Origin of the sequence: Brevibacterium marinum (genome assembly GCF_011927955.1) — a bacterium.
Lineage (GTDB): Bacteria > Actinomycetota > Actinomycetes > Actinomycetales > Brevibacteriaceae > Brevibacterium > Brevibacterium marinum.
In genome coordinates, this window is record NZ_JAATJN010000001.1 from 3,002,980 (window position 1) to 3,023,915 (window position 20,936).

21 protein-coding genes are annotated in these 20,936 nt (G+C 64.8%); 2 read left to right on the top strand and 19 right to left on the bottom strand.

What is annotated here, in order from left to right; translation table 11 throughout:
- Positions 1 to 26: 26 nt before the first annotated feature.
- From BKA07_RS13340 to BKA07_RS13365, 6 genes are read right to left on the bottom strand one after another with little or no spacing between them, the layout of a single operon-like run.
- Positions 27 to 431, bottom strand: coding sequence for a cation:proton antiporter (locus BKA07_RS13340; protein ID WP_167951315.1), 405 nt, complete (start codon positions 429 to 431; stop codon positions 27 to 29).
- A complete protein-coding gene (locus tag BKA07_RS13345; RefSeq protein ID WP_167951316.1) occupies positions 431 to 691 on the bottom strand; it encodes a monovalent cation/H+ antiporter complex subunit F in 261 nt (86 codons plus the stop codon). The genes BKA07_RS13340 and BKA07_RS13345 overlap by 1 nt, the downstream gene beginning before the upstream one ends.
- Positions 688 to 1,089, bottom strand: a complete 402-nt coding sequence (locus BKA07_RS13350) for a Na+/H+ antiporter subunit E (RefSeq protein ID WP_245161948.1) — start codon at positions 1,087 to 1,089, stop codon at positions 688 to 690. The genes BKA07_RS13345 and BKA07_RS13350 overlap by 4 nt, the downstream gene beginning before the upstream one ends.
- On the bottom strand, positions 1,086 to 2,603 hold the full coding sequence (locus BKA07_RS13355; RefSeq protein WP_167951317.1) for a monovalent cation/H+ antiporter subunit D family protein: 1,518 nt from the start codon (positions 2,601 to 2,603) through the stop codon (positions 1,086 to 1,088). The genes BKA07_RS13350 and BKA07_RS13355 overlap by 4 nt, the downstream gene beginning before the upstream one ends.
- On the bottom strand, positions 2,600 to 2,932 hold the full coding sequence (locus BKA07_RS13360; RefSeq protein ID WP_167951318.1) for a sodium:proton antiporter: 333 nt from the start codon (positions 2,930 to 2,932) through the stop codon (positions 2,600 to 2,602). Before BKA07_RS13360 ends, BKA07_RS13355 begins: the two co-directional genes overlap by 4 nt.
- On the bottom strand, positions 2,929 to 6,003 hold the full coding sequence (locus BKA07_RS13365; RefSeq protein WP_167951319.1) for a DUF4040 family protein: 3,075 nt from the start codon (positions 6,001 to 6,003) through the stop codon (positions 2,929 to 2,931). The genes BKA07_RS13360 and BKA07_RS13365 overlap by 4 nt, the downstream gene beginning before the upstream one ends.
- Positions 6,004 to 6,127: 124 nt before the next feature.
- Between BKA07_RS13365 and BKA07_RS13370 the strand changes: the two genes are divergently transcribed.
- Entirely contained in the window at positions 6,128 to 7,258 is a 1,131-nt protein-coding gene (locus BKA07_RS13370) for a glycosyltransferase family 4 protein (protein ID WP_167951320.1), read from the top strand.
- Positions 7,259 to 7,302: 44 nt separating this feature from the next.
- Here the strand turns inward: BKA07_RS13370 and BKA07_RS13375 are convergent, their stop codons facing one another.
- The 12 genes from BKA07_RS13375 to BKA07_RS13430 form a co-directional block, all read right to left on the bottom strand.
- Entirely contained in the window at positions 7,303 to 7,902 is a 600-nt protein-coding gene (locus BKA07_RS13375; protein ID WP_167951321.1) for a histidine phosphatase family protein, read from the bottom strand.
- Entirely contained in the window at positions 7,899 to 8,303 is a 405-nt protein-coding gene (gene rsfS, locus BKA07_RS13380) for a ribosome silencing factor (RefSeq protein ID WP_167951322.1), read from the bottom strand. Before rsfS ends, BKA07_RS13375 begins: the two co-directional genes overlap by 4 nt.
- 17 nt (positions 8,304 to 8,320) lie before the next feature.
- Entirely contained in the window at positions 8,321 to 9,601 is a 1,281-nt protein-coding gene (locus BKA07_RS13385) for a hypothetical protein (RefSeq protein ID WP_167951323.1), read from the bottom strand.
- On the bottom strand, positions 9,594 to 10,199 hold the full coding sequence (gene nadD, locus BKA07_RS13390; protein WP_167951324.1) for a nicotinate-nucleotide adenylyltransferase: 606 nt from the start codon (positions 10,197 to 10,199) through the stop codon (positions 9,594 to 9,596). The genes BKA07_RS13385 and nadD overlap by 8 nt, the downstream gene beginning before the upstream one ends.
- A gap of 1 nt (position 10,200) precedes the next feature.
- A complete protein-coding gene (locus tag BKA07_RS13395; protein WP_167949062.1) occupies positions 10,201 to 10,365 on the bottom strand; it encodes a hypothetical protein in 165 nt (54 codons plus the stop codon).
- 151 nt (positions 10,366 to 10,516) lie between these two features.
- Complete coding sequence (locus BKA07_RS13400; RefSeq protein WP_167951325.1) at positions 10,517 to 11,806, bottom strand: glutamate-5-semialdehyde dehydrogenase; 1,290 nt, start codon at positions 11,804 to 11,806, stop codon at positions 10,517 to 10,519.
- Between the two features lie 3 nt (positions 11,807 to 11,809).
- Positions 11,810 to 12,976: a glutamate 5-kinase gene (gene proB / locus BKA07_RS13405; RefSeq protein WP_167951326.1), complete on the bottom strand. Its 1,167-nt coding sequence runs from the start codon at positions 12,974 to 12,976 to the stop codon at positions 11,810 to 11,812.
- Complete coding sequence (obgE, locus tag BKA07_RS13410; RefSeq protein ID WP_167951327.1) at positions 12,973 to 14,535, bottom strand: GTPase ObgE; 1,563 nt, start codon at positions 14,533 to 14,535, stop codon at positions 12,973 to 12,975. Before obgE ends, proB begins: the two co-directional genes overlap by 4 nt.
- Positions 14,536 to 14,618: 83 nt before the next feature.
- Positions 14,619 to 14,870, bottom strand: coding sequence for a 50S ribosomal protein L27 (rpmA, locus tag BKA07_RS13415; RefSeq protein WP_167951328.1), 252 nt, complete (start codon positions 14,868 to 14,870; stop codon positions 14,619 to 14,621).
- A gap of 15 nt (positions 14,871 to 14,885) precedes the next feature.
- Positions 14,886 to 15,194: a 50S ribosomal protein L21 gene (gene rplU / locus BKA07_RS13420; RefSeq protein ID WP_167951329.1), complete on the bottom strand. Its 309-nt coding sequence runs from the start codon at positions 15,192 to 15,194 to the stop codon at positions 14,886 to 14,888.
- Between the two features lie 173 nt (positions 15,195 to 15,367).
- Positions 15,368 to 15,682 carry a chorismate mutase gene (locus tag BKA07_RS13425; protein WP_342449069.1) on the bottom strand — a complete coding sequence of 105 codons (315 nt, stop codon included), beginning with the start codon at positions 15,680 to 15,682 and terminating at the stop codon, positions 15,368 to 15,370.
- 95 nt (positions 15,683 to 15,777) lie between these two features.
- Complete coding sequence (locus BKA07_RS13430; protein WP_167951331.1) at positions 15,778 to 17,310, bottom strand: alanine/glycine:cation symporter family protein; 1,533 nt, start codon at positions 17,308 to 17,310, stop codon at positions 15,778 to 15,780.
- A gap of 142 nt (positions 17,311 to 17,452) precedes the next feature.
- Between BKA07_RS13430 and BKA07_RS13435 the strand changes: the two genes are divergently transcribed.
- Positions 17,453 to 17,611: a hypothetical protein gene (locus BKA07_RS13435; protein ID WP_167951332.1), complete on the top strand. Its 159-nt coding sequence runs from the start codon at positions 17,453 to 17,455 to the stop codon at positions 17,609 to 17,611.
- 65 nt (positions 17,612 to 17,676) lie between these two features.
- Here the strand turns inward: BKA07_RS13435 and BKA07_RS13440 are convergent, their stop codons facing one another.
- Complete coding sequence (locus BKA07_RS13440; RefSeq protein ID WP_167951333.1) at positions 17,677 to 20,739, bottom strand: Rne/Rng family ribonuclease; 3,063 nt, start codon at positions 20,737 to 20,739, stop codon at positions 17,677 to 17,679.
- Positions 20,740 to 20,936 lie beyond the last annotated feature (197 nt).

Sequence of the window (20,936 nt, forward strand, 5' to 3'; positions counted from 1 at the left end):
CCGGCGAAAATCCCAGGTCCGGGTTCTCAGTCCTCGCGCGTGGGATCCTGCGCGGAGCCCGGATCGACATCGATGGTTCCCGCCGGCGGCCGAGCCAATCGGTTCGGCGAAGTCTTGCGGTAGACCGGCTGTCCGGAGAGCACGCTCGCTCGCGAGAGCGTATTGCTGGCCACCGAGGACACGATGATGAGGCACAGCACGGCGACGACGGCCATGAGCAGGGACCCCCAGCTGAAACCGGCGCTGTGCAGGTCATAGACGTAGGCGGCGACCACGATCAGCGGCATCCCCACCCCGGTCGACGGGGAGAAGACGTTGATCCGGGAGAACGCGTCGCGGACCCGGAACATCGCCATCGCGGAGAAGAGCATGAGCAGGGACCCGGAGATCCCGAAGACACCGACCAGGGTGGTCGCCACGGCGTCGTTCATCAGCGCAGCCCCCTGGTGAGGATCCGGGACAGGGCGATGGTGGCGAGGATGCCGACCATGGAGGAGAGGAAGACGGCATCGAGGACGATCGACGACGAGACGAGGATGCCGAACATCGTCAGGATGCCGATGGCGGAGAAGTACATGAGGTCACTGACGATCGCCCGGGAGCCCAGGTCTTTGGCGGTGAGGACCCTGATCAGGCCGACGATGACGGCTCCGGCGAGGATCACGATGCAGATGCTGACGACGATGGTCATTCTCGTCCTTCCTCCTGCTCGAGTTCGGTGACTGATTTCGCGGCGGTCGACGGGGCCCGGCCCCGCGTCATCGCCAGCAACCGGGATTCCATGTCGTACAGGCCCTCCAGCGCGGACTCCTCCGACTCCTCGAACAGGGCGTGGACGAAGAGGACAGGCGGCTGTGTCGAGGTGCCGGAGGCGATGGCCGTGACCAGTGTGCCGGGCGTGATCGTGATCGACGAGGCGAACATGGCCACCTCCATATCGGTGACGCACCGGAGCGGAACCTCCACGATCATCGGACGCGCATACTCCTGCCCGGGCAGGAACAGTCGCCCCACGATCGTGGCCGAACCCGTCAGGATCGCCCAGCCGATGTAGAAGAGGTAGGAGATTCCGTGGATGAGGTGCATCATCGTCTTGTCACCGCCTCGATGTAGGCGCTGGGGTCGAGGAGACCGTCCGCGGCCTGAGTTGTAACCGCCAGCAGGGGCTCCGGATAGGCGAAGATGGCCACGGACACGCCGATGAGGATCGTTCCCGGCACAAGCAGCCGGGCGGGAATCCGCACACTTCTGAGGATGGGCTCGGCCGGAGCCCTGCCCGTGTCCGCGGAATCGGGGCGGTAGGTCTGCATGGGCGGGCCCCAGAACGTGTTGCGCCACGTGCGCTGGAGTGCCAGCAGACTGATGAGTGCGCCGACCACGATGGCGATGACCAGCCACCCGCCGAGGGGATCACCGCTGGCGGTCGCGGCCGTGATGAGCCCGACCTTCCCCCACAGCCCGGAGGTCGGGGGCAGGCCGATGAGCGAAAACAGGCCGAGGATCATCAGTATCGTCGTCCATCTCTCCCGCTTGGCCAGGCCCGTCAGCTTCTTGAATGAGCCGGTGCCGTAGGTCTGTTCGATGGCGGCCATGATGAGCAGAAGTCCCGACATCGTGATCATGTGATGGACCATGTAGAAGGTGCCGGCGCCCAGTGCCGTCGACGTCAGCAGCACGACACCGAGTAGGATGTGCCCGATGCCCGAGGTCATCTGGAAGGCGAGGACATTGCGGACCCGGTTCTGGCCGAAACCGGACAGAGCACCGATGAGGATGCTGATGATGGCGATGACGGCGATGACATCGACCCAGGCCGCGGGTTCCCCGTACACCGAGGTGTAGATCCGGTAGATCGCATACATCGCGACCTTGGAGTGCAGCCCGGAGAACAGTGACATCATTCCCGCCGAGGTGTTCGGATAGCTGCGAGCCAGCCAACCGTGGAACGGGGCGCCGCCGGCCTTGATGATCAGGGCGAGGAGAACGACGCCGATCGCCAGAGCCCCCTGTCCGTTCGGGGCTCCCATCTGAGCGAGGAGGGCGATGTTGACGGTTCCGCGGGCCCCGTAGACGAAGCCGACCCCGATGAGCAGGATCGTCGAGGTGAGCAGATTGACCATGACGTACATACGCCCCACGCCGAGGCGGCGCCACGTTCCGGTCACCGCGATGAGTGCATAGGCCGGCAGGACCATGACCTCGACGAAGACGAAGAAGTTGAAGAGGTCCCCGGTCAGCAGCGCACCGTAGACGCCGGTGAGCATCATCAGGATCAGTGCGGGGACGAATCGGTACTGGTCCTCCCCTGTCGTGATCAGGAAGATGCAGCTGATGAGGGCCGTGAGGGAGGTCAGGACCAACATCAGTGCGGTGAATGCATCGGAGACGAAGGGGATCGCCAGACCGGGGACATAGCCGCCGACGGAATGGGCGATGACAGGCTGCCGCTGATGGACGACGAGCAGGATGATGCCGGAGATGCCGACGAAGCTCGGGCCTGCCAGCAGCAGGATGCGGTCGAAAGTGCGGGAGGTGATGAGCACGCTCAGCGCCGACGACAGGAGCGGCACGCCGATGAGCAGAAGCAGGAATGCAGGATTCATGAGTCTCGCCCCTCACCGGTCTCGGGGGCACGTTTCTGATCGTCGTCGTGGCCGAGCACGGCCAGGGCCAGCATGAAGATCGTCACGGCCAAGGTGATGACGATGGCGGTGAGGACGAAGGCCTGCGGCAGCGGATCGGCGGCCATGCTCTGATCGCCGCGATTGCTCAGCGGCTCCACGCGCCACGCGCCGACTCCTGCGGAGAGGAGGATGAAATTCGCGGCGTGGGAGATCAGCGTCAGACCGAAGACGCCTCTGACCATCGACCGCTGCATCATCAGATACACCCCGCCGGCGGTCAGCACGCCGATCGTGAGAGCCAGGATCATCGCATTCCCTCCTCATCGACTGCGGCCGAGTGCTGCCGCCCCTCACCGGTCGAGCGTTCGATGGGCGCATCGCCGTGGAGGATGTGGGTCGACGATGCCCGCACCTTCGCATCCCGATCGGCAATCCGTGCGCGACCGTCGAGTGACGGGCGCTCTCCCCTGATCGCTTCCATCGGTCCGCTCAGCTCGCCGTAGAGCAGCTCATCGGCACGCTCACGCGTGCGTTCGACGTCGCGGCGGATGATGCCGTTGGTCAGCACGTCGTCCCCGGCGGGGGTGGCTGCGGAATCCGAGACGCCGAGGAGGTTGAATGAGGCGAGGATGAGACCCAGCACCGCTAGGTACACGCCCAGGTCGAAGATCATCGACGTGGTGAAATGCTGCCCGAGGAAATATCCGTGCAGCGGCTCGAGGAACGACCCGGCGAAGATGAGACCGATGAGACCGGTCACAACTGCCGTGGCCACACCCGAACCGATGAGGTACAGGGGAGCTCGCGGCGGTCCGATTGCCCGATCCTTGGCCGTGGACATGTAGATGAGGCCGATGATCGCCGAACCGACCAGGGCGGCGATGAATCCACCGCCGGGCTCGTTGTGCCCGCGCCAGAAGATCACGAGCGAGGTGATCGCCAGCAGCGGACCGAGGACCCTGATCGTCAGCTGCAGCGGAATCACGTTCGGCCATGCTTCGTGGACACCACGATAAGCTGTGGTGCCCCGGGGTCGGATCGAGACCCAGGCCTTCTTCGGCGGTTCGGGGATGTTCTCTGCCGGCGGGTCGATGAACTTGTCCTTGACCGTCGACATCACCGCTACGATGGCGATTCCGGCCATGCCCAGGACCGTGAGCTCACCGAGGGTGTCCAGGGCACGGAATTCGACGAGGATGGTGTTGACGATATTGTCACCGCCGCTGATGTCGGGGGCGTTCTCGATATAGTACAGGCCCAGGTCTGAGCGTTCGCGCCGACCGTTGAGCGCCAGGGTCAGCACGGTCGCTGCGCCCCCGATGAGGACGGCGAAGAGCAAGCGCGTGCCCTGCACGCGCTTCGGGTATCGCCAGAATGACCGCGGCAGCTTCTGCAGCACCAGCATGATGACGATGATCGTCATCGCTTCGACCAGCAGCTGGGTCAGAGTGACGTCGGGAGCTCCCAGCGCCAGGATCTGCACCGTGGCGAGGATACCGACTCCGGAGAGTGCGACGACCGTAGTCAGTCGGGAGTGCGAGGTGCAGACGACGAGGACGGCCACGGTGATGAGGACGAGGAGAACGATGTCGATCGGGTGCCACAGTCCGTCCTGCAGCGGTGGGAGATCGGAATAGATCACCGGAACGGCGGAGAAGGCGAGGACGCAGAGCCCACCCAGGGACATCGCCAGGTACGGTCCGGAATTCATGGGGCGTGCGAAGACGGACAGGCCCCGTCCGATCCGGCGCAGCACCACACCGAGACCCGCCATGACATCGGCCCCGTCGAATCCGAGGGCGGCACGGTGGAAGAAGACGAAGACGCGGGAGCGGTTGACGATGATGATCACGCCGATGGCGATGATGAGCAGCGAGGCGAGCAACTCCATGTTCAGCCCGTGCCACAGTCCCAGCTCGACCGCGCCCGTGGCCTCCGGCAGGGCCGCACGAACCGTTTGGTCGAGCGGATTGTCCAAGGCGAACAGGACGAAGCTGAGCGGGATCGAGGCAAGGATCGGAACCGCCGCCGAGACAAGCATGACGGGTGATCCGTGGCTCAGCCGTGCCCGGTGCACGGGTTTGCCGTCGATGAATGCCCCCCAGACGGTCTTCGCGCAGTAGGCGAAGGTGAGCACCGAGGCCGCGACGGCCACCAGCAGTGCGGCCCACCCGGTCCATGCCGCCCCTGGGGTGTCGGTGAAGGCGGCGAACAGCGATTCCTTCGACACGAAGCCGAGCAGCGGCGGTATCCCCGCCATGGAGGCGCAGCCGACAATCATCACGATGAAGGAGGCCGGGGCCGCGCGCATGAGACGTGGAATGCGCGTGAGTTCCCGTGTCCCCGTCAGGTGGTCGACGACTCCGACCATCATGAACAGGCCGGATTTGAACAGTGCGTGCGCGATGACGTGCAGGGTCGCGGCGGCGATTGCGGCTTCGGAGCCGACGCCGATCACCGCGGTGATGAGACCCAGCTGCGAGACCGTCGAATAGGCCATGAGCTTCTTGACGTCGGACTGGTTGAGGGCGAACCATCCGCCGATGCAGGCGGTGACCAGACCCGCGACGACGAGCAGGAGGTTCCACGCGGGGGTGGCGTGGAAGGCAGGTGTGAACCGCAGCATGAGGAAGATGCCGGCCTTGACCACCGCGGCGGCATGCAGATAGGCCGAGACCGGGGTCGCAGCGGCCATCGCGTCGGGCAGCCAGGAATGGAACGGGAACTGCGCGGACTTCGTCATGGCCGCGACAGCGATGAGGATCGCCACCAGCGTCGTCGCCGGTGCTTCGCCCGACCAATAGGGTGAGCTCAGGGCCTCATGGACGTCCGTCGTTCCGGTGACCGCGATGATCACTCCGATGGCCACGAGCAGGGAGAGACCGCCGAGGAAGGTGATGAACATGGTGCGCAGCGAGGGCGCCTGCCCGGGTGAGCCGGATCGGGCGATGAGGAAGAAGGAGGCCAGGGAGGTCAGCTCCCAGCAGACGAACAGCACCAGGAGATCATTGCTGAGGACGAGCATGACCATGGAGAACGTGAAGATCACCATCAGCCAGTAGAAGCTCGTGTTCCGGCCCGGCGACAGGTACCCGGTCGAGTAGACGAAGACGATCGCGCCGATGATCAGCGCGATGTATGTGAAGATGACGCCGATGCCGTCACCGCGCAGGGCCAGATCAACGCCGAGGGAGGGAATCCAGCGGTAGCTCGCCTCCGGTGCTCCCCCGGCCATCACCTCGGCGGCGGTGGGGGTGAAGGCGACGGCGACGCCGATATAGGCGGCTGCCAGCAGCCATCCGCTGGCTCTGCCGAACAAGCGGGTGATGAACGGAGTGAGGATGATGAGTGCGGCGAGGGCGACAGCCGTTAGGATCATGACCGAGGCCCCATGGCCCCGGGCACAGGTGATGCTTCCTTCACTCACAGACCCTTCGTCGCGATGAACGCAATCTCGGATGAACACAGATGTACAGATGATCACACTATCGATTCGGAGTTCCATGAGCAAAAGCACAGACACCCCTCAGACGGGCGGGAGCGTTCGCGTCTTCTTCGACGCCCGCTTCACCCGCACGCGACACCATGACGGAATCTCCCGCTATGGTTCGTGCCTGCTCGAGGCACTGCTCAGAGCCGTGGAGGGCACCGAGATCGACGTCACCGCCATCATCAGCGACGAAGCGCAGCTCGAACTCCTCCCCGAGTGCCGGTGGGTCAAGCTCAACTCCCCCACCTCCCCACAGGAGGTCGTCATCGCGGGCAAGCTCAATGCGCTCGGCGCCGATGTGGTCTTCTCGACCATGCAGGTGATGGGCTCGACCGGCCGCCGGTACGGCCTCATCCTCACGGTCCATGACCTCATCTACTATTCGCATCCGCTCCCCCCGGCCGACCTTCCCGCGGCCGTTCGACTGCTGTGGCGGGCCTATCACCTCAGCTTCACCCCGCAGCGGCTGCTGCTGGGTCGTGCCGATGCGATCGCCGCCGTAAGCGACACGACGAAGGACCTCATCGCGAAGCACCGTCTGTCCTCGAAGCCGGTGACCGTGGTGTCCAATGCCGCCGAGGTGCCGGTCGCCTCGGCGCGCGCGCAGAATCGGCATGATGCGAAGTCGCTGGTCTACATGGGGGCCTTCCTGCCGTACAAGAACGTCGAGACGCTCATCCGGGCGTTGGAGCATCTTCCGGGCTGGACCCTGCACATCGCCAGTCGGATCGAGGGCAGGCGGGAGGCCGCACTGCGGGCGCTCATCCCCGATCGGGCGAAGGTGATCTTCCACCGCGGCGTCTCCGAGGAGGAATACACGGACCTGCTCGACGGCGCCACCGCTCTGGTGACGGCCACTCAGGAGGAGGGATTCGGACTGCCCGTCGTCGAGGCGATGGCGCGAGGTGTGCCGGTCGCGGTCTCGGACATTCCGATCTTCCACGAAATCGCCGCCGAGGCTGCCCTGTACTTCGATCCCGACGACCCTCGTTCCGTGGCCACCGCGGTCGAGCGTCTCACCGATGAGACGCTGTGGTCCGAGTTCGCGGCGGCAGGACGGAGGCAGGCGCAGTCCTTCGACTGGGATTCGTCTGCTCGGGCGCTGCTGGAGATGATTCGTTCGGTCCACCGAGCACGAGGCTGACGGTCACGAGGCTGAGGATCCCCGACCGTTCGCGCCCTCCGGGCTCATTGCGAGGGGATCGTACCCCAGCTGCGGAGGATCCAGTTGCTTCCGGTGAAGCCGAACTCGCCGTGACCGCAGTTGCCCAAGGCCGCCAGCCTGCCGGGGCCGTCCATACCCAACAGCAGCTCTGCAGCGGCTCGCAGCACGGCCCCGTGGGCGACGATCGCGATGGTCCTGGAGTCCGAGCCGTCGACGATGCCAGCGATCGCGGAGGCCACGCGCTGTCCGGACTCGATGCGCGATTCGCCTCCCGGCGGGTTCATATCGGCTCCGCGCAGCCATTCGTGGAGTTCCTGTGGCCAGGCAGCGCTGATCTCATCGCGTGTGCGACCCTCCCACCGGCCGAAGGCCGTCTCACGCAGACGGTCGTCCCGCACAACCTGGGTGTCGAGCAGTGAGGCCAGAGCGTCGGCGGTGTCGGCGGCGCGGGACAGGTCCGAGGAGACGATGAGGTCGGGGCGCAGCTCGCTGAGGTAGGCAGCGGACTGCGCCGCCTGCCGTCGTCCCCGTCGATTGAGCGGAATGTCGCTCTGGCCCTGGAAGCGACGTTCGACGTTGTAGTCGGTCTCGCCGTGGCGCCAGAAGATGACGGTCTTGGTCATTGAGCGTCTTCGGCACCAGGCTGCGTCGCTTCGGTGCGCGTCGGCAGTTCCAAGTCGATGGTCGGGCAGTCCTTCCACAGACGCTCGAGCGCGTAGTACTCACGCTGTTCGATGGAGAAGACGTGGACGACGATGTCACCGAAGTCGAGCAGGACCCAGTCGCCGCTGCCCCGTCCTTCGCGACGCAGCGGCGTGCGTTCGTGGGTCGTCTGCAGGGCTTCTTCGACCGCGTCGATGATCGAGGCGATCTGTCGGTCGTTCTCGGCCGAGACGATGAGAAAGGCGTCAGTGATGTACAGGGTGCCGCTCACGTCGAGGGCCACCAGATCGGTGCCGAGCTTCTCGTCCGCCGCACGGGCGGCCGTCCTCAGCAATTGGGTTGAATCAGCGATCTCGCTCACAAGAGCCTTTCAGGTGATTACAGCAACATGACCAGTGCAATGACGATGAGTGCGACCGCGAAAAGCGCGGCGACGCCCAGCACTACATAGGGTACTTTGGATGGTTCTTCGCCAACAAGAATCCGTCCGTCCTGGCCGGTTACGGCGCTGGCGCGGACGCGGGTGCCCGGCGGGTTCTCGGTCTCTTCGTCCTCGTAGTCGGGGTTGGGAAGCGCCCAGGCCTCTGGCACGGCTTCCATCGGACGCGTCTCGGGATTGGCTGCGAGGGCGCGTGCCGCATCGTCTGAGGAACCCGACGGTGCCGCCGCGCCGGTGTCTGTTTCGGATTCGGTCGCAGGGGAACCGGCCGCAGGTTCGGCACGGGCCTCGGTCCCAAGCGAATCGGCCGGGGCCGGTGTCTCGGCCCTCGGCTCGGGGACTGTTCCGGGTCCACTGCGGTCTTCGGTGGATCGACCGTCGGCGGCGGTGGATCGACTGCCAGTCGCGGTGGCGGGTTCGGAGTCATCGACTTCGGGGATCTGGGCGGATGCGGCCGTCACGACTCTGACCCCCGAGGTACCCGGGGGCTGCACGATGGGCATGCGACGTGAGCGAGAAGCTTCGCTCTCGCCATCCCCGGTTCGGGAGCCGTCGTTCGGTTCGGCGGTCTCGGCCCCGGGTCCACGGCCCTCGGGGCCTGGGTCTGAGGCGGGAGAGATGCCCCCGTCGAGGGGGCGCGAAAGGGCGTCCCGCGGTTCTTCGTCGAGGGGGCGCGAAAGCGCGTCCCTCGGTTCCTCGTCGAGGGGTGTCGGTCGTGGTGCCGATCCGGTCGTGACCGGCGATTCGAAGTCTCGCGCGGCGACTTCGTCGGCGGAACCGCCGAAGCCCGCTGCATCGAAGGACTCGTGTTCAGAGGATGATTCCTCATCTGAATCCGGGACCGAGGTCTCCTGCGGTCCTGCGACGACTGGGGTCGCTCCGGTGGATAAGTCACCTTCGAGAGACAGACCGTTCTCGCGCAGGTAATGTTTGCGGCCGGTGCGTGTGTCGAAGTGGGGCAGCGGGGCCCGCTGCGGGTCGAGGTCGGGTTCAGAATCGGCCGGCGCCGGTTCGTCCACGTCGGTCCCGGCTGCGGGCGTTTCGGATCGGGGTTCGGAGGTCTCGGTGGCATCTGTCTGCGGGCGGGGCGAATCGGCCGGCTCGGTCGATGAGGGCTCGCTCGGCTGCTCAGGTGTCGCCTGTGCTTCGAACGCCTGTTCCGCAGCCAATCGTTCGGCTTCTCGCCTGGCACGACGTGATGTGAACTGCTCCTCAGCCATTTTCACTCCTGTACAACTCGTATTTCGCGATGTACTGGACCACCCCGTCCGGCACGAGATACCAGACAGGCGCCCCATCCATCACCCGTAGTCTGCAATCCGTGGACGAGATCGACAGTGCGGGGATCTGCACCAAGCTCAACCGGTCCACCGGAAGGCCCTCACCGCGAAGTTCGTGCCCCGGCCGGCTCACTCCGACGAAGTGGGCCAAGGAAAACAGCTCGTCTACATTCTTCCACGACAGGATCTGAGCCAAAGCGTCCGCGCCGGTGATGAAGAACATCTCCGTATCGGGCCCGTAGTTTCTGGCGAGGTCCCGCAGCGTGTCGATCGTGTAGGTGGGGCCCGGGCGCTCGACATCCGCTCGAGAGACCGTGAAGCGCGGGTTGGACGCCGTTGCGATGACTGTCATCAGGTACCTGTGCTCGGCGCTGGTGACGTCTCCGGCTTCCTTCTGGTAGGGGCGACCGGTGGGCACGAAGACGACCTCGTCGAGGTCGAAGGTCGACTGCACTTCGCTGGCTGCGACGAGGTGCCCGTGATGAATGGGGTCGAAGGTGCCACCCATGACACCGACCCTGCGTTTGTTCTCTGCCATATCAGTGGCGGTTGGAGATGCCCTTCCACGACCGGGTGACAGCGGCCATCGAGAGGAAGATGGCAAGTGTGATGAGCCCGAAGTAGATCGGATCCATCGGAATCTCGGTGTGGTGGACGGCCTTCTCCGCGCCTTCGGCCACGGTGGTCATCAGGGCTGCATTCACGTGTACTCTCCTACTCAGTGCTGGGGACGCCGTCTGTCTGCGTCACGGTGCTTATGGCTTCAGTTTCTCATGAACGATGAGACAAATGGGCATCGACATCGCTTTTCATCCCTTTCAAGGCCCCATCTGCCCTCCGCGGTCGGCTGAAGTCTCAGTGTCGGATCTGTCCGTTGCCCATCATGACCCATTTCGTGGTCGTCAGCTGCTCGACTCCCATGGGACCACGGGCATGGAGCTTCTGAGTCGAGATTCCGACCTCGGCGCCGAACCCGAGTTCGCCCCCGTCCGTGAATCGCGTGGAGACGTTGACACCGACAGCAGCGGCATCGATGGCTGTGACGAATGTCTCCGCGTTGTCGATGTCCTTGGTCACGATGACCTCGGTGTGGCCCGAGGAATAGGCGCGAATGTGCTCTATGGCCTCATCGATGCCGGAGACGAGCTTGACCGCGATCTCGAGATCGAGGTATTCCTTCGCCCAGTCGCGCCGGGAGACGCGTTTGACCTTCATCGATTCCGGGGCCAGGGCAGTCACGGTGGTGTCGGCGTGCAGAACGACCCCCGCCTTGTCGAGGCGGTCGAGGATCTTGGGCAGAACCCGCTTCGCCGCCTTCTCATGGACCAGCAGCGTCTCCAGGGAGTTGCACACACTGGGACGGTGCGTCTTCGAGTTGACCACCAGGTCCACCGAGCTCTTGACCGTGGCGGAAGAGTCGATGAACATGTGCACGTTGCCGATTCCGGTCTCGATGACGGGCACCAGTGACTGCTGGACGACGGTGTTGATGAGTTCGGCACCGCCTCGGGGGATCAGCAGGTCCACGTAGTCGCGGGCGTTCATGAGCACGCTGGCGCCATCGCGTCCGTACTGGTCGATGCCGCTGACCGAGTCCGCCGGAAGGCCGACGGACTCCACAGCCTTGCGCAGGACGGAGATGATCTCGGTATTCGACTGCTGCGCTGCCGAGCCCCCGCGCAGAACCACCGCATTGCCGGCCTTGAGAGCAAGGATCGCGATGTCGACGGTGACGTTCGGGCGCGCTTCGTAGATCGCACCGATCACGCCCATGGGGACGCGGTTCTGGGTCAGTCGGATGCCGTTGGGCAGTACGCGACCGACCACGACGTTGCCGACCGGGTCGTCGAGGTCGATGACCGACCCCACCGACGAGGCGATGGCATCGATGCGATCCTCGTCGAGGCGGAGCCGGTCGAGCAGAGCCTCGCTCATTCCGTTCTCGACGCCGGCGGCGATATCGGCTTCGTTGGCTTTGACGATCCGTGCGGAGTTCTCCCGCAGCGCGTCTGCGATCGCCTGCAGTCCCGCGTCCTTCTCCGCAGTCGACGAGGTCGCCAGATGAGCGGCAGCGCTTTTGGCGTTCCTCACGACTCGGGTGACACCGCGAACCGTCTTCGGGTGAATCTCGGATACAGCGGTCATGTGCTATCTCCCCCCGCTCACATGAGTGAGTACGAGATCATTTCGATGGATGACTTCTTTACGGTAATCATTTCCCAGCCGAGCGCCAAGTTCGTCGGTGGAGTGTCCGAACATCGCGGGAAGCTCGTCGGACGAGAAGTTGGTCATTCCGCGAGCGATGACCTCGCCGTCCGAATTCCTGATCTCGATGGGGTCGCCGGCCTCGAAGTCGCCTGAGACCCCCGACACTCCCGCCGCCAGCAGTGACGTGCCGCGTGAGAGCACGGCGGTCTCGGCTCCCCCGTCGATGGTCACCGAACCGAAGGTCCGCGCGAGGTGGCGCAGCCACAGCAGTCTGGTCCCGCGGCGTTTGTGGGTGACGGAGAACCATGTCCCCACCTGGTCGCCGCCGAGCACCGAGGCGACCTTCTCCGCCGAGGTCAGCACCGCCGGTATGCCGGAATCGGCGACCATGAGAGCGGCTTCGACCTTCGTGGCCATGCCCCCGGTACCGGTGCCGGCAGTCCCGACTCCCCCGATGGCGATGTCGCCGAGGTCGTCGATGCTTGCCACGGTTTCGATCCGCACCGAATCCGGAAGGTTCGGCGGGCCCGAGTACAGGGCATCGATGTCGGAGAGCAGGACCAACGCATCGGCGTGCGAAAGGTGGGCGACGAGGGCGGCCAGCCGATCGTTGTCCCCGAAGCGGATCTCTTCGGTCGCCACGGCGTCGTTCTCGTTGACGATGGGCATCGTGCCCAGGGCCAGGAGCTTGTCGATGGCCCGCTGGGCGTTCTTGTACTGAGTGCGTCTGATCAGGTCGTCCGCCGACAGCAGCACCTGTCCGGGCACCAGGTCGTAACGCCCCAGCGCACGGGTGTAGGCGGCCATGAGCAGACCCTGACCGACACCGGCCGCGGCCTGCTGGGTAGCGAGGTCGCGTGGACGCTTGTTCAGCCCCATCGGCTCGAGTCCGGCGGCGATGGCGCCGGAGGACACCAGGATGACCTCGTGTCCCGCGGCCCGATGGGCACCGATGACATCGGTCAGTGCGATCAGCTTCGCCTCATCGAGACCCCCGTCGAGGCTGGTCAGGGAAGAGGAACCGACCTTGACCACGATGCGCCGGGCGGTGGCGATGTCTGTGCAGGCGGACGCGGGTTCGGAGGCAGCGGGGTGACTCCCGATCATTCCCGACCGGCTTCGGGTTCGCTCGTGTCCCGGCCCGATGCCTCGCGACCGCGCTGCCCGTTCTCGGCGACGCGTTCGGCTTCGAATTCGGCGCGGACGGCGGCCTTCGCGTCCATACGGTCGTGGAAGGCGGCTTTACGTTCTTTGCGTGTGGATCGGGCGTCGTCTTCGAGTCGCATGTCCGTCCCACGTGAGCCCAGCAGCTCCGCTCCCCCGACGCTCGTGGGGTCCCAGTCGAAGACGACGCCGTCGTCCGGACCGATGACGATCGTGTCCCCCGGCTTCGCACCGGATTTGAACAGGGTGTCTTCGACGCCGAGGCGATCGAGACGATCAGCCAGGTAGCCGACCGCCTCGTCGTTGGCGAAGTCCGTCTGCCTCACCCAGCGTTCGGGTTTCGTGCCCAGAACACGGAAGACGGGGCCATCGGCATCGCTTTCGACGCGAACCTCGAACCCACGGTCGTCGACGGCCTTCGGGCGGATGACGACGCGCTGGGGAATCGCCTCGAGCTCGGCCCGACGTTCGCGTTCGGCCGCGACGAGTTCGGCCATCGCGAAGGACAGCTCCCGCAGTCCTGCGTGGCTGACCGCGGAGATCTCGAAGACCCGGTAGCCGGCGGCTTCGAGGTCGGGACGGACGATGTCGGCCAGATCATGTCCGTCGGGGATGTCGACCTTGTTCAGTGCCACGAGCTTCGGACGGTCCGTCAGCGGCAGGAGTCCGCTCCCGTCGTCGAGGTCGACGGCGTAGGCGGCGAGCTCGGATTCGATGATCGTGAGGTCGGAGACCGGATCGCGCCCCGGTTCCCAGGTCGCCATGTCGATGACGTGGACGAGGGCCGCACAGCGCTCGACGTGGCGGAGGAACTCCAGCCCCAACCCTTTGCCCTCGGAGGCGCCGGGGATGAGCCCGGGAACATCGGCGACCGTATAACGTACGTCGCCGGCTTGAACCACGCCGAGGTTGGGCACGAGTGTGGTGAACGGATAGTCCGCGATCTTCGGCTTCGCCTCCGACAGCGCGGCGATGAGGCTCGATTTGCCGGCCGAGGGATAGCCCAGCAGGGCGATGTCCGCGATGGTCTTGAGTTCGAGTACCAGGCTCAGCGACTCACCGGGCTCGCCGAGCAGGGCGAAGCCGGGGGCCTTGCGCTTGTTCGACGCCAAAGCAGCGTTGCCCAGCCCCCCGCGGCCTCCGGCGGCCGCAACGTACTCGGTTCCAGCACCGACGAGGTCGGCGATGACGTCACCGCCCTTGGTCTTCACCACTGTCCCGTCGGGGACCGCGACGACGAGGTCGCCGCCATCGGCACCATGTTTCAGATCGCCCTTGCCGATGCCCCCACCGTCGGCGGTCAGGTGCGGTCGATGGTGCAGCGGCAGCAGCGTCGTGGTCTGCGAGTCGACGACGAACTTGATGTCGCCGCCCTGACCTCCGTCGGCGCCGTCCGGGCCGCCCAGGGGCTTGAACTTCTCGCGCCTGATCGAGGCGCACCCGTCGCCACCGTCGCCGGCAGCAAGATGGACGGTGACACGGTCTATGAACTCGGTGGCCATAATGTCCTTATATCAGATGAAGGGTGAGTCCTGAGACTCACCCTTCATGGACCCCAACGTGGGGAAAAAACAGAACTAGTCGATCAAGCGCCGACGATGTTGACGATCTTGCGACCCTTGCGCGTGCCGAACTCCACGGCACCCGCGGAGAGCGCGAAGAGCGTGTCGTCTCCGCCGCGTCCGACATTGGCACCCGGGTGGAACTTGGTTCCGCGCTGGCGAACGATGATCTCTCCGGCTTTGACAGCCTGTCCGCCGAATCGCTTCACGCCGAGGTACTGCGGGTTCGAGTCGCGACCGTTGCGGGACGAGCTGACTCCCTTTTTGCTTGACATATGAGAAGTCTCCTCTTACTTGATGTTCGTGATCTTCAGACGGGTGAGGTCCTGGCGATGGCCCTGACGCTTCTTGTAACCGGTCTTGTTCTTGTATTTCTGAATCACGATCTTGGGACCGCGGAGTTCATTGACAACCTCGGCGCTGACCGCGACCTTCGAGAGGGCATCTGCGTCTGTCGTGACAGCTTCACCGTCGACGAGGAGGACGGCATCGAGTTCGACGCTCTCACCGGCCTTCGCCTTCATGCGGTTGACTGTGATGATGTCGCCGACGCTGACCTTTTCCTGGTGGCCACCGGCACGGACAATGGCGTAGACCATGGTCGAACCCTTTCTGTTCATACACAAACGAACGGCGGTTGATCCCTTGGCCCCCGGAGAGGAACTCACCGGGTGTCCCATTGAGAGGAATCACCAGCCGTGGTGCTCACAGCACCGACGAACCACTCTAGTGGATCCGGGCCCGGTTCGGCAAACCGCACGAGCCCGCGAACTCAGGCCTCTCTGGTCTCCGCGATCCGCTCGTGATGGCGGATCACCTCGGCGACGATGAAGGTCAGGAACTTCTCCGCGAACTCCGGGTCCAAGTGGGCGTCTTCGGCCAGTGTGCGAAGGTGCTCCACCTGCCTCGCCTCCCGCGCCGGGTCCGCGGGAGGCAGTCCGTGATCGGCCTTGAGCTCGCCGACCGTCTCTGTGAGCTTGAACCGTTCGGCCAGCAGATGGATGAGCGCCGCGTCGATGTTGTCGATGCTTCCGCGCAGTTCCATCAGTCGGTCCTGGGCACGTGTCTTGTCGTTGATCTGATCCACGTGCACCAGTCTAGCGAGACTTGCCCGTTTCATCAGCTGCCGCGCTGACGCCGACCCCGCACGACGTCGCGGGATCGGCGTCAGTGCCGTCGCGCTCAGGCCGGCTGATCCACGGGATCGGCGTCGAGCGTATCGGGATCGTTCAGGGTACCGGCCTTGCGATCTGCCAGGTACTTCTTCATCTCCTTCTTCACCACCGGCATCAGCATGTAGAGGCCGAGGATGTTGATGAACGCACAGAGGAACAGTGCGGCATCGGCGAACTCGACGACCTTGCTGAAGCTGGCGATGCAGCCGATGACGACGAACACGCAGACGAGGACGCGGAAGATGGTGACCGCGCCCTTCGACTTGCCGAAGAGGTAGCTCCAGGCCCGTTCACCGTAGTAAGCCCAGGTGATGAGGGTGGAGAAGGCGAAGAGCGCCACCGCGATGGCCAGGAGGATGGGATACCATCCGACGACCGTGGAGAAGGCATCCGAGGCCAGGGCTACGCCGCCGATCTCCCCCTCCCCGAGGTCATTGGTGTAGGAGGGCTGGTTGGCGACGATGATGGTCAGTGCGGTCATGGTGCAGACGATGACCGTGTCCACGAATGGCTCGAGCAGGGCGACGAAGCCCTCGGAGATGGGACGACGTGTCTTGACTGCCGAGTGCGCGATGGCCGCCGAACCTATGCCGGCCTCGTTGGAGAAGGCCGAACGCTGGAAGCCGATGACCATGACGCCGATGATGCCGCCGGCGATTCCCTGTGGCGCGAACGCACCCTGGAAGATCTCGCCGAAGGCCTGTGGGATCTGGGCGAAGTTGATGCCCAGCACGAGAAGGCAGGAGACCACGTAGAAGATTCCCATGGCGGGGACGAGCTTGTCGGTGACGTGCGCGATCGAACGGATTCCGCCGAGAATGACGAGCGCGACCAGTGCTGCGAAGATGATGCCGAAGATCAGTGATGCCCACTGGCCCGCCAGGAAGCCGTCAGCACCACCTGTGGCGGTGCGCACCTGAGCGAAGGTCTGGTTGGCCTGGAACATTCCGCCGCCGACGACGCCGAAGACGAGGATGGAGACTGCGAAGATTCCGGTGAGCAGGCCGGCCACCGGCTTGGAGAATTTGCGGAACGCGATGGGCAGATACTTGAAGGGGCCGCCGTAGACGACGCCGTTGTCGTCGATCTCGCGGTATTTGACGCCGAGGGTGCACTCGACGAATTTCGTGCACATGCCCAGGAGACCGGCGACGATCATCCAGAATGTGGCACCGGGGCCGCCGAGTGCGATGGCCACACCGACACCGGCGATGTTGCCGAGACCCACCGTGCCCGACAGTGCGGAGGCCAACGCCTGAAAGTGAGTGATCTCGCCCGGATCGTCCTTCGACGAGTATTTGCCGCGGATGACTTCGAGGGAGACCTTGAATCCGCGTGCCTGGATGAAGCCGAAGTAGATGGTGAAGATAAGTGCCGCGGCGATCAGCCAGAGAACGACGAAGGGAAACGAAAGGTCCCCGATGGTCAGTGGGGCGAAGATGATCCCGCCGAAGAACGTGGCGATGGGATCGAACCACGAGTTGATGGCGTCGTCGACGGGCGATTCAGGGGCATTTGCTGCTAATAACAATGTGTCCATGGTGCAATAACCTGCCGTACCCCCATGCGGGTAGCAAGGACTGAGGCGCGCCACTCGAATACAGTTATCCAACTGTTACGTACATCACATCAGGAGCCTTAGATGAGATTCACGTCTCACTCTGTGTCTCGGGCTCCGGGGCTTGCTGCAGCCCCGGCAGGCAGCCGCCTTCGTCGCCATCGTCGCGGTCTCCGCCGTCGGTGTCGCCGCCGTCGCCGTCGGTGTCGCCGCCGTCGGCGAAGTGACAGTCGGCAGGGTCGAGACCGTCGTTGAATGGGTCGAGGGGGCGTGCCGCAGATGATCATGTCGACCGTCTGCGGCACGCCCCCTCGTGGCCCGGTGGCATCACTCAGATGCCTGAGCTCCTCAGTCTTCGCCGATGATGACGAACGAGGACGGCTTCGACTGCTGGTCCGACTCGGGAGTCGGTTCGGTCTTGGCAGCCGGCTTCTGCCGTGGTGCGGCCTTGGCCGGTTCGGCGGCAGCCACCTTGGTCGCCGTGTCGGCTCCGATCATCAGCGGCAGATCAGCAGCAGGAGCTTCAGGCTGTTCCTCCTGCTGTGCTGGTTTGCCCTGGCCCGGTTCGTCCTGCGTCGGTTCAGACGTTTCCGCAGACTTCGCGTTCGTCCGCTTCCTGCTGTTGCGTCCACGGGACCGACCGGCTTTGCCGCTGTCTTTAGTGCCGGCGGAGTCGCTGCCATGCGAATCGGCGGAGTCGCTGCCATGCGATTCCTTGGAGGAGACGGCACTCGATGACGCCTCGGCGCTGTTCGACTCAGACGAGTCCGTGGACTTCCCGCCGTCCTTGGACTCGTTGTCATCCTTCTTCAGCGTGGCCTTGGCAATGGCGGCCACGGCCGATCGCGAGGCGTCGTTCGTCACGGGATCGGTCTGGGCATCCGAGTCATTGGACTTCGACTGTCTGTTGTCGCCGCGCCGTTTCCGATCGCGCTTGCCGTGCGAATTGTCGTTGTGTGAGGGACGACTGCCGTGATGGGCCTTCGACCCGTCCTCTTCCGAACCCGGCAGCAGCAGCCCGCGGCCGGACAGGTCAGCCCCGGCGCTGACCAGCGACTCGGCGAGCCCGGTGCCGATGCGCTTGCGCGTCATCTGGACGAGACCCAGCGAGGTCACCTCGGCGACCTGGTGCTTCGTCCTGTCGCGTCCGAGGCACTCGACGAGTCGCCGCACGACGAGGTCCCGGTTCGATTCGAGCACCATGTCGATGAAGTCGACGACGATGATGCCGCCGATGTCGCGCAGGCGCACCTGGCGGATGACTTCCTCTGCGGCTTCGAGGTTGTTGCGTGTCACGGTCTCCTCGAGGTTTCCGCCCGAGCCCGTGAACTTGCCGGTGTTGACATCGATGACCGTCATCGCTTCCGTCCGGTCGATGACCAGCGAACCGCCGGAGGGCAGATTGACGGTACGCTGCAGCGCCTTCTGCACCTGCTCCTCGACACGGTAGTGGTCGAAGATGTCCTCATCCTCGCTGTAGCGGTGGACGCGGTCGAGCAGGTCGGGGGCGACGGCCTCGACGTATTCGTGGATCGTGTTCCATGCACCGTCACCGTCGATGACGAGGGAGGAGAAGTCCTCGTTGAAGACATCGCGGATGATGCGCACGATCATGTCCGGTTCGCTGTAGAGCAGCTGCGGGGCCAGGACCTTCGTTGACTTCGACTTCTTCTCGATGCTCTCCCAGCGATTGGCCAGGCGCTCGACGTCCCTGCCGAGATCCGTATCGGTCGCGCCTTCGGCCGCTGTGCGCACGATGACGCCGTTCGAGTCGCCGACGAGTTCTTTCAGCAGCTTCTTCAGACGGTTGCGCTCGACGTCGGGCAGCTTTCGGGAGATGCCCGTCATCGAGTTGCCCGGCACGTAGACGAGGAAGCGTCCCGGCAGTGAGATCTGACTGGTCAGGCGGGCGCCCTTGTGACCGATAGGGTCCTTGGTGACCTGGACGAGGACGGCGTCGCCGGGGCTGAGCGCGACCTCGATCCTGCGCGCCTTGCCGTCCATCCCGAGGGCATCCCAATTGACTTCACCGGCGTAGAGGACTGCGTTGCGGCCCTTGCCGATGTCGATGAAGGCGGCTTCCATGCTCGGCAGGACGTTCTGGACCTTGCCCAGGTAGATGTTGCCGATGAGGGAGGACTGCTGGCGGCTCTCCTTGAGGTAGTGCTCGACGGTGATGCCGTCTTCGACCACGACCAGCTGAGTCTGCTCACCGGTCTCGCGCACCAGCATCGTCCGGTCGACGGATTCGCGACGGGCGAGGAACTCTGCCTCGGTGATCACCGGTCGGCGGCGGCCGGCCTCTCGGCCCTCCTTGCGGCGCTGTCGCTTGGCCTCGAGACGGGTCGAGCCCTTGAGCGATGTCACCTCGTCATTGTCCGATGAACGGGAGCGAGACCGGCGGCGGCGCCGGCGGCGCGATCCGTTGTCGTCGTCATCGTCGTCGTCATCGTGGGACTTCTCCGACTGCGAGCCGGAGGACTTGTCGTCACCGGACTTGGCATCGCCGGACTTGTTCGAGTCCGCGGACTGGTTCTTCTTGTCCGAGCGGCTGCCGGAACGTGCCTGACGACCGTTCGATCCCGAATCGTTCGATCCCTGCTCGGAGTCGCCGCCGGAGGAAACGTCCGCAGAGTCCGAGGCGTCATCGGAGTCCGAAGCGTGACCGCTGTCCTCGCGCCCCCGGGACCGACGTCCGCGACCTCCGCGACGGCGACGGCGGCCCCCGTTGTCGTTCGAGTCACCGTCCTCGGAATCGTCGCCGCTGCCGGAGCGGTCACCTCCGCCGCCGGAGGAACTGCGATCGTCGGAATCCGAGCCCGCATCAGAGTAGTCCGACTCATCATCGTCGTCGGAATCGTCATCGGTCTGCACCGGCTGCGCCATTTCCGCCTTGGGCACCTGGAAGACGAGGCCGCCGTCGTGTGGCACGGAGGGCGCACTGCGAGGTGCCGGTGCCGACTCCGTGATCGGTGGGGCGAAGGGGTTTCGAGGGTCGAAGGCCGGCGCCGGTGCCGCCGAGGAACCCGTCGATTCGCTCTCGACCTCGTCCTCGGAATCAGGGTCGGAGTCGGAAGGGTCCTGCGGTCCATCGCCCGGTTCGCGGACGAACTGCTCGAAGACGAGACCCCTGTTGGCCACCGCATCGCGTGCCTTCTTCGGCCCGGTGCGCTTCGGCTCGGGTGAGTCCTCTGGCCCCTCGGAGTCCTCATCTGAATCGTGGGAGTCCTCGTCCGGCTCGGGCAGGCGCAGGGACTCGGCGGCCTCGGCGATGTGGTCGAGCTTCTCTCTCACGCTCTCGTCGACATCCTCCTGGGCCGAGTCGGCGGAGCTTGCCGACTGCTTCAGGTTGGCGAGGTCCGCGAGGATGCCCTCTGTTGCTTCGTTTCCGTCGTTCGACGTATCGTTCATGATCTCTCCCAGTCCGAAGACTCCGTCCACACCTCACGGATCTTCGGATCCTTGCATGGTCCCTATGGACCGAAACTTGTGGATGGCACGTCCAGCTCGCGCTCAGCGCGTAGGCCTTCGGTGCTGCCTCTTCTTGGTGTCGACCTGCGAGGTCATACCCTCGACTCGGTGGAGGCACTTCTCTTGTTCGGTGTGAG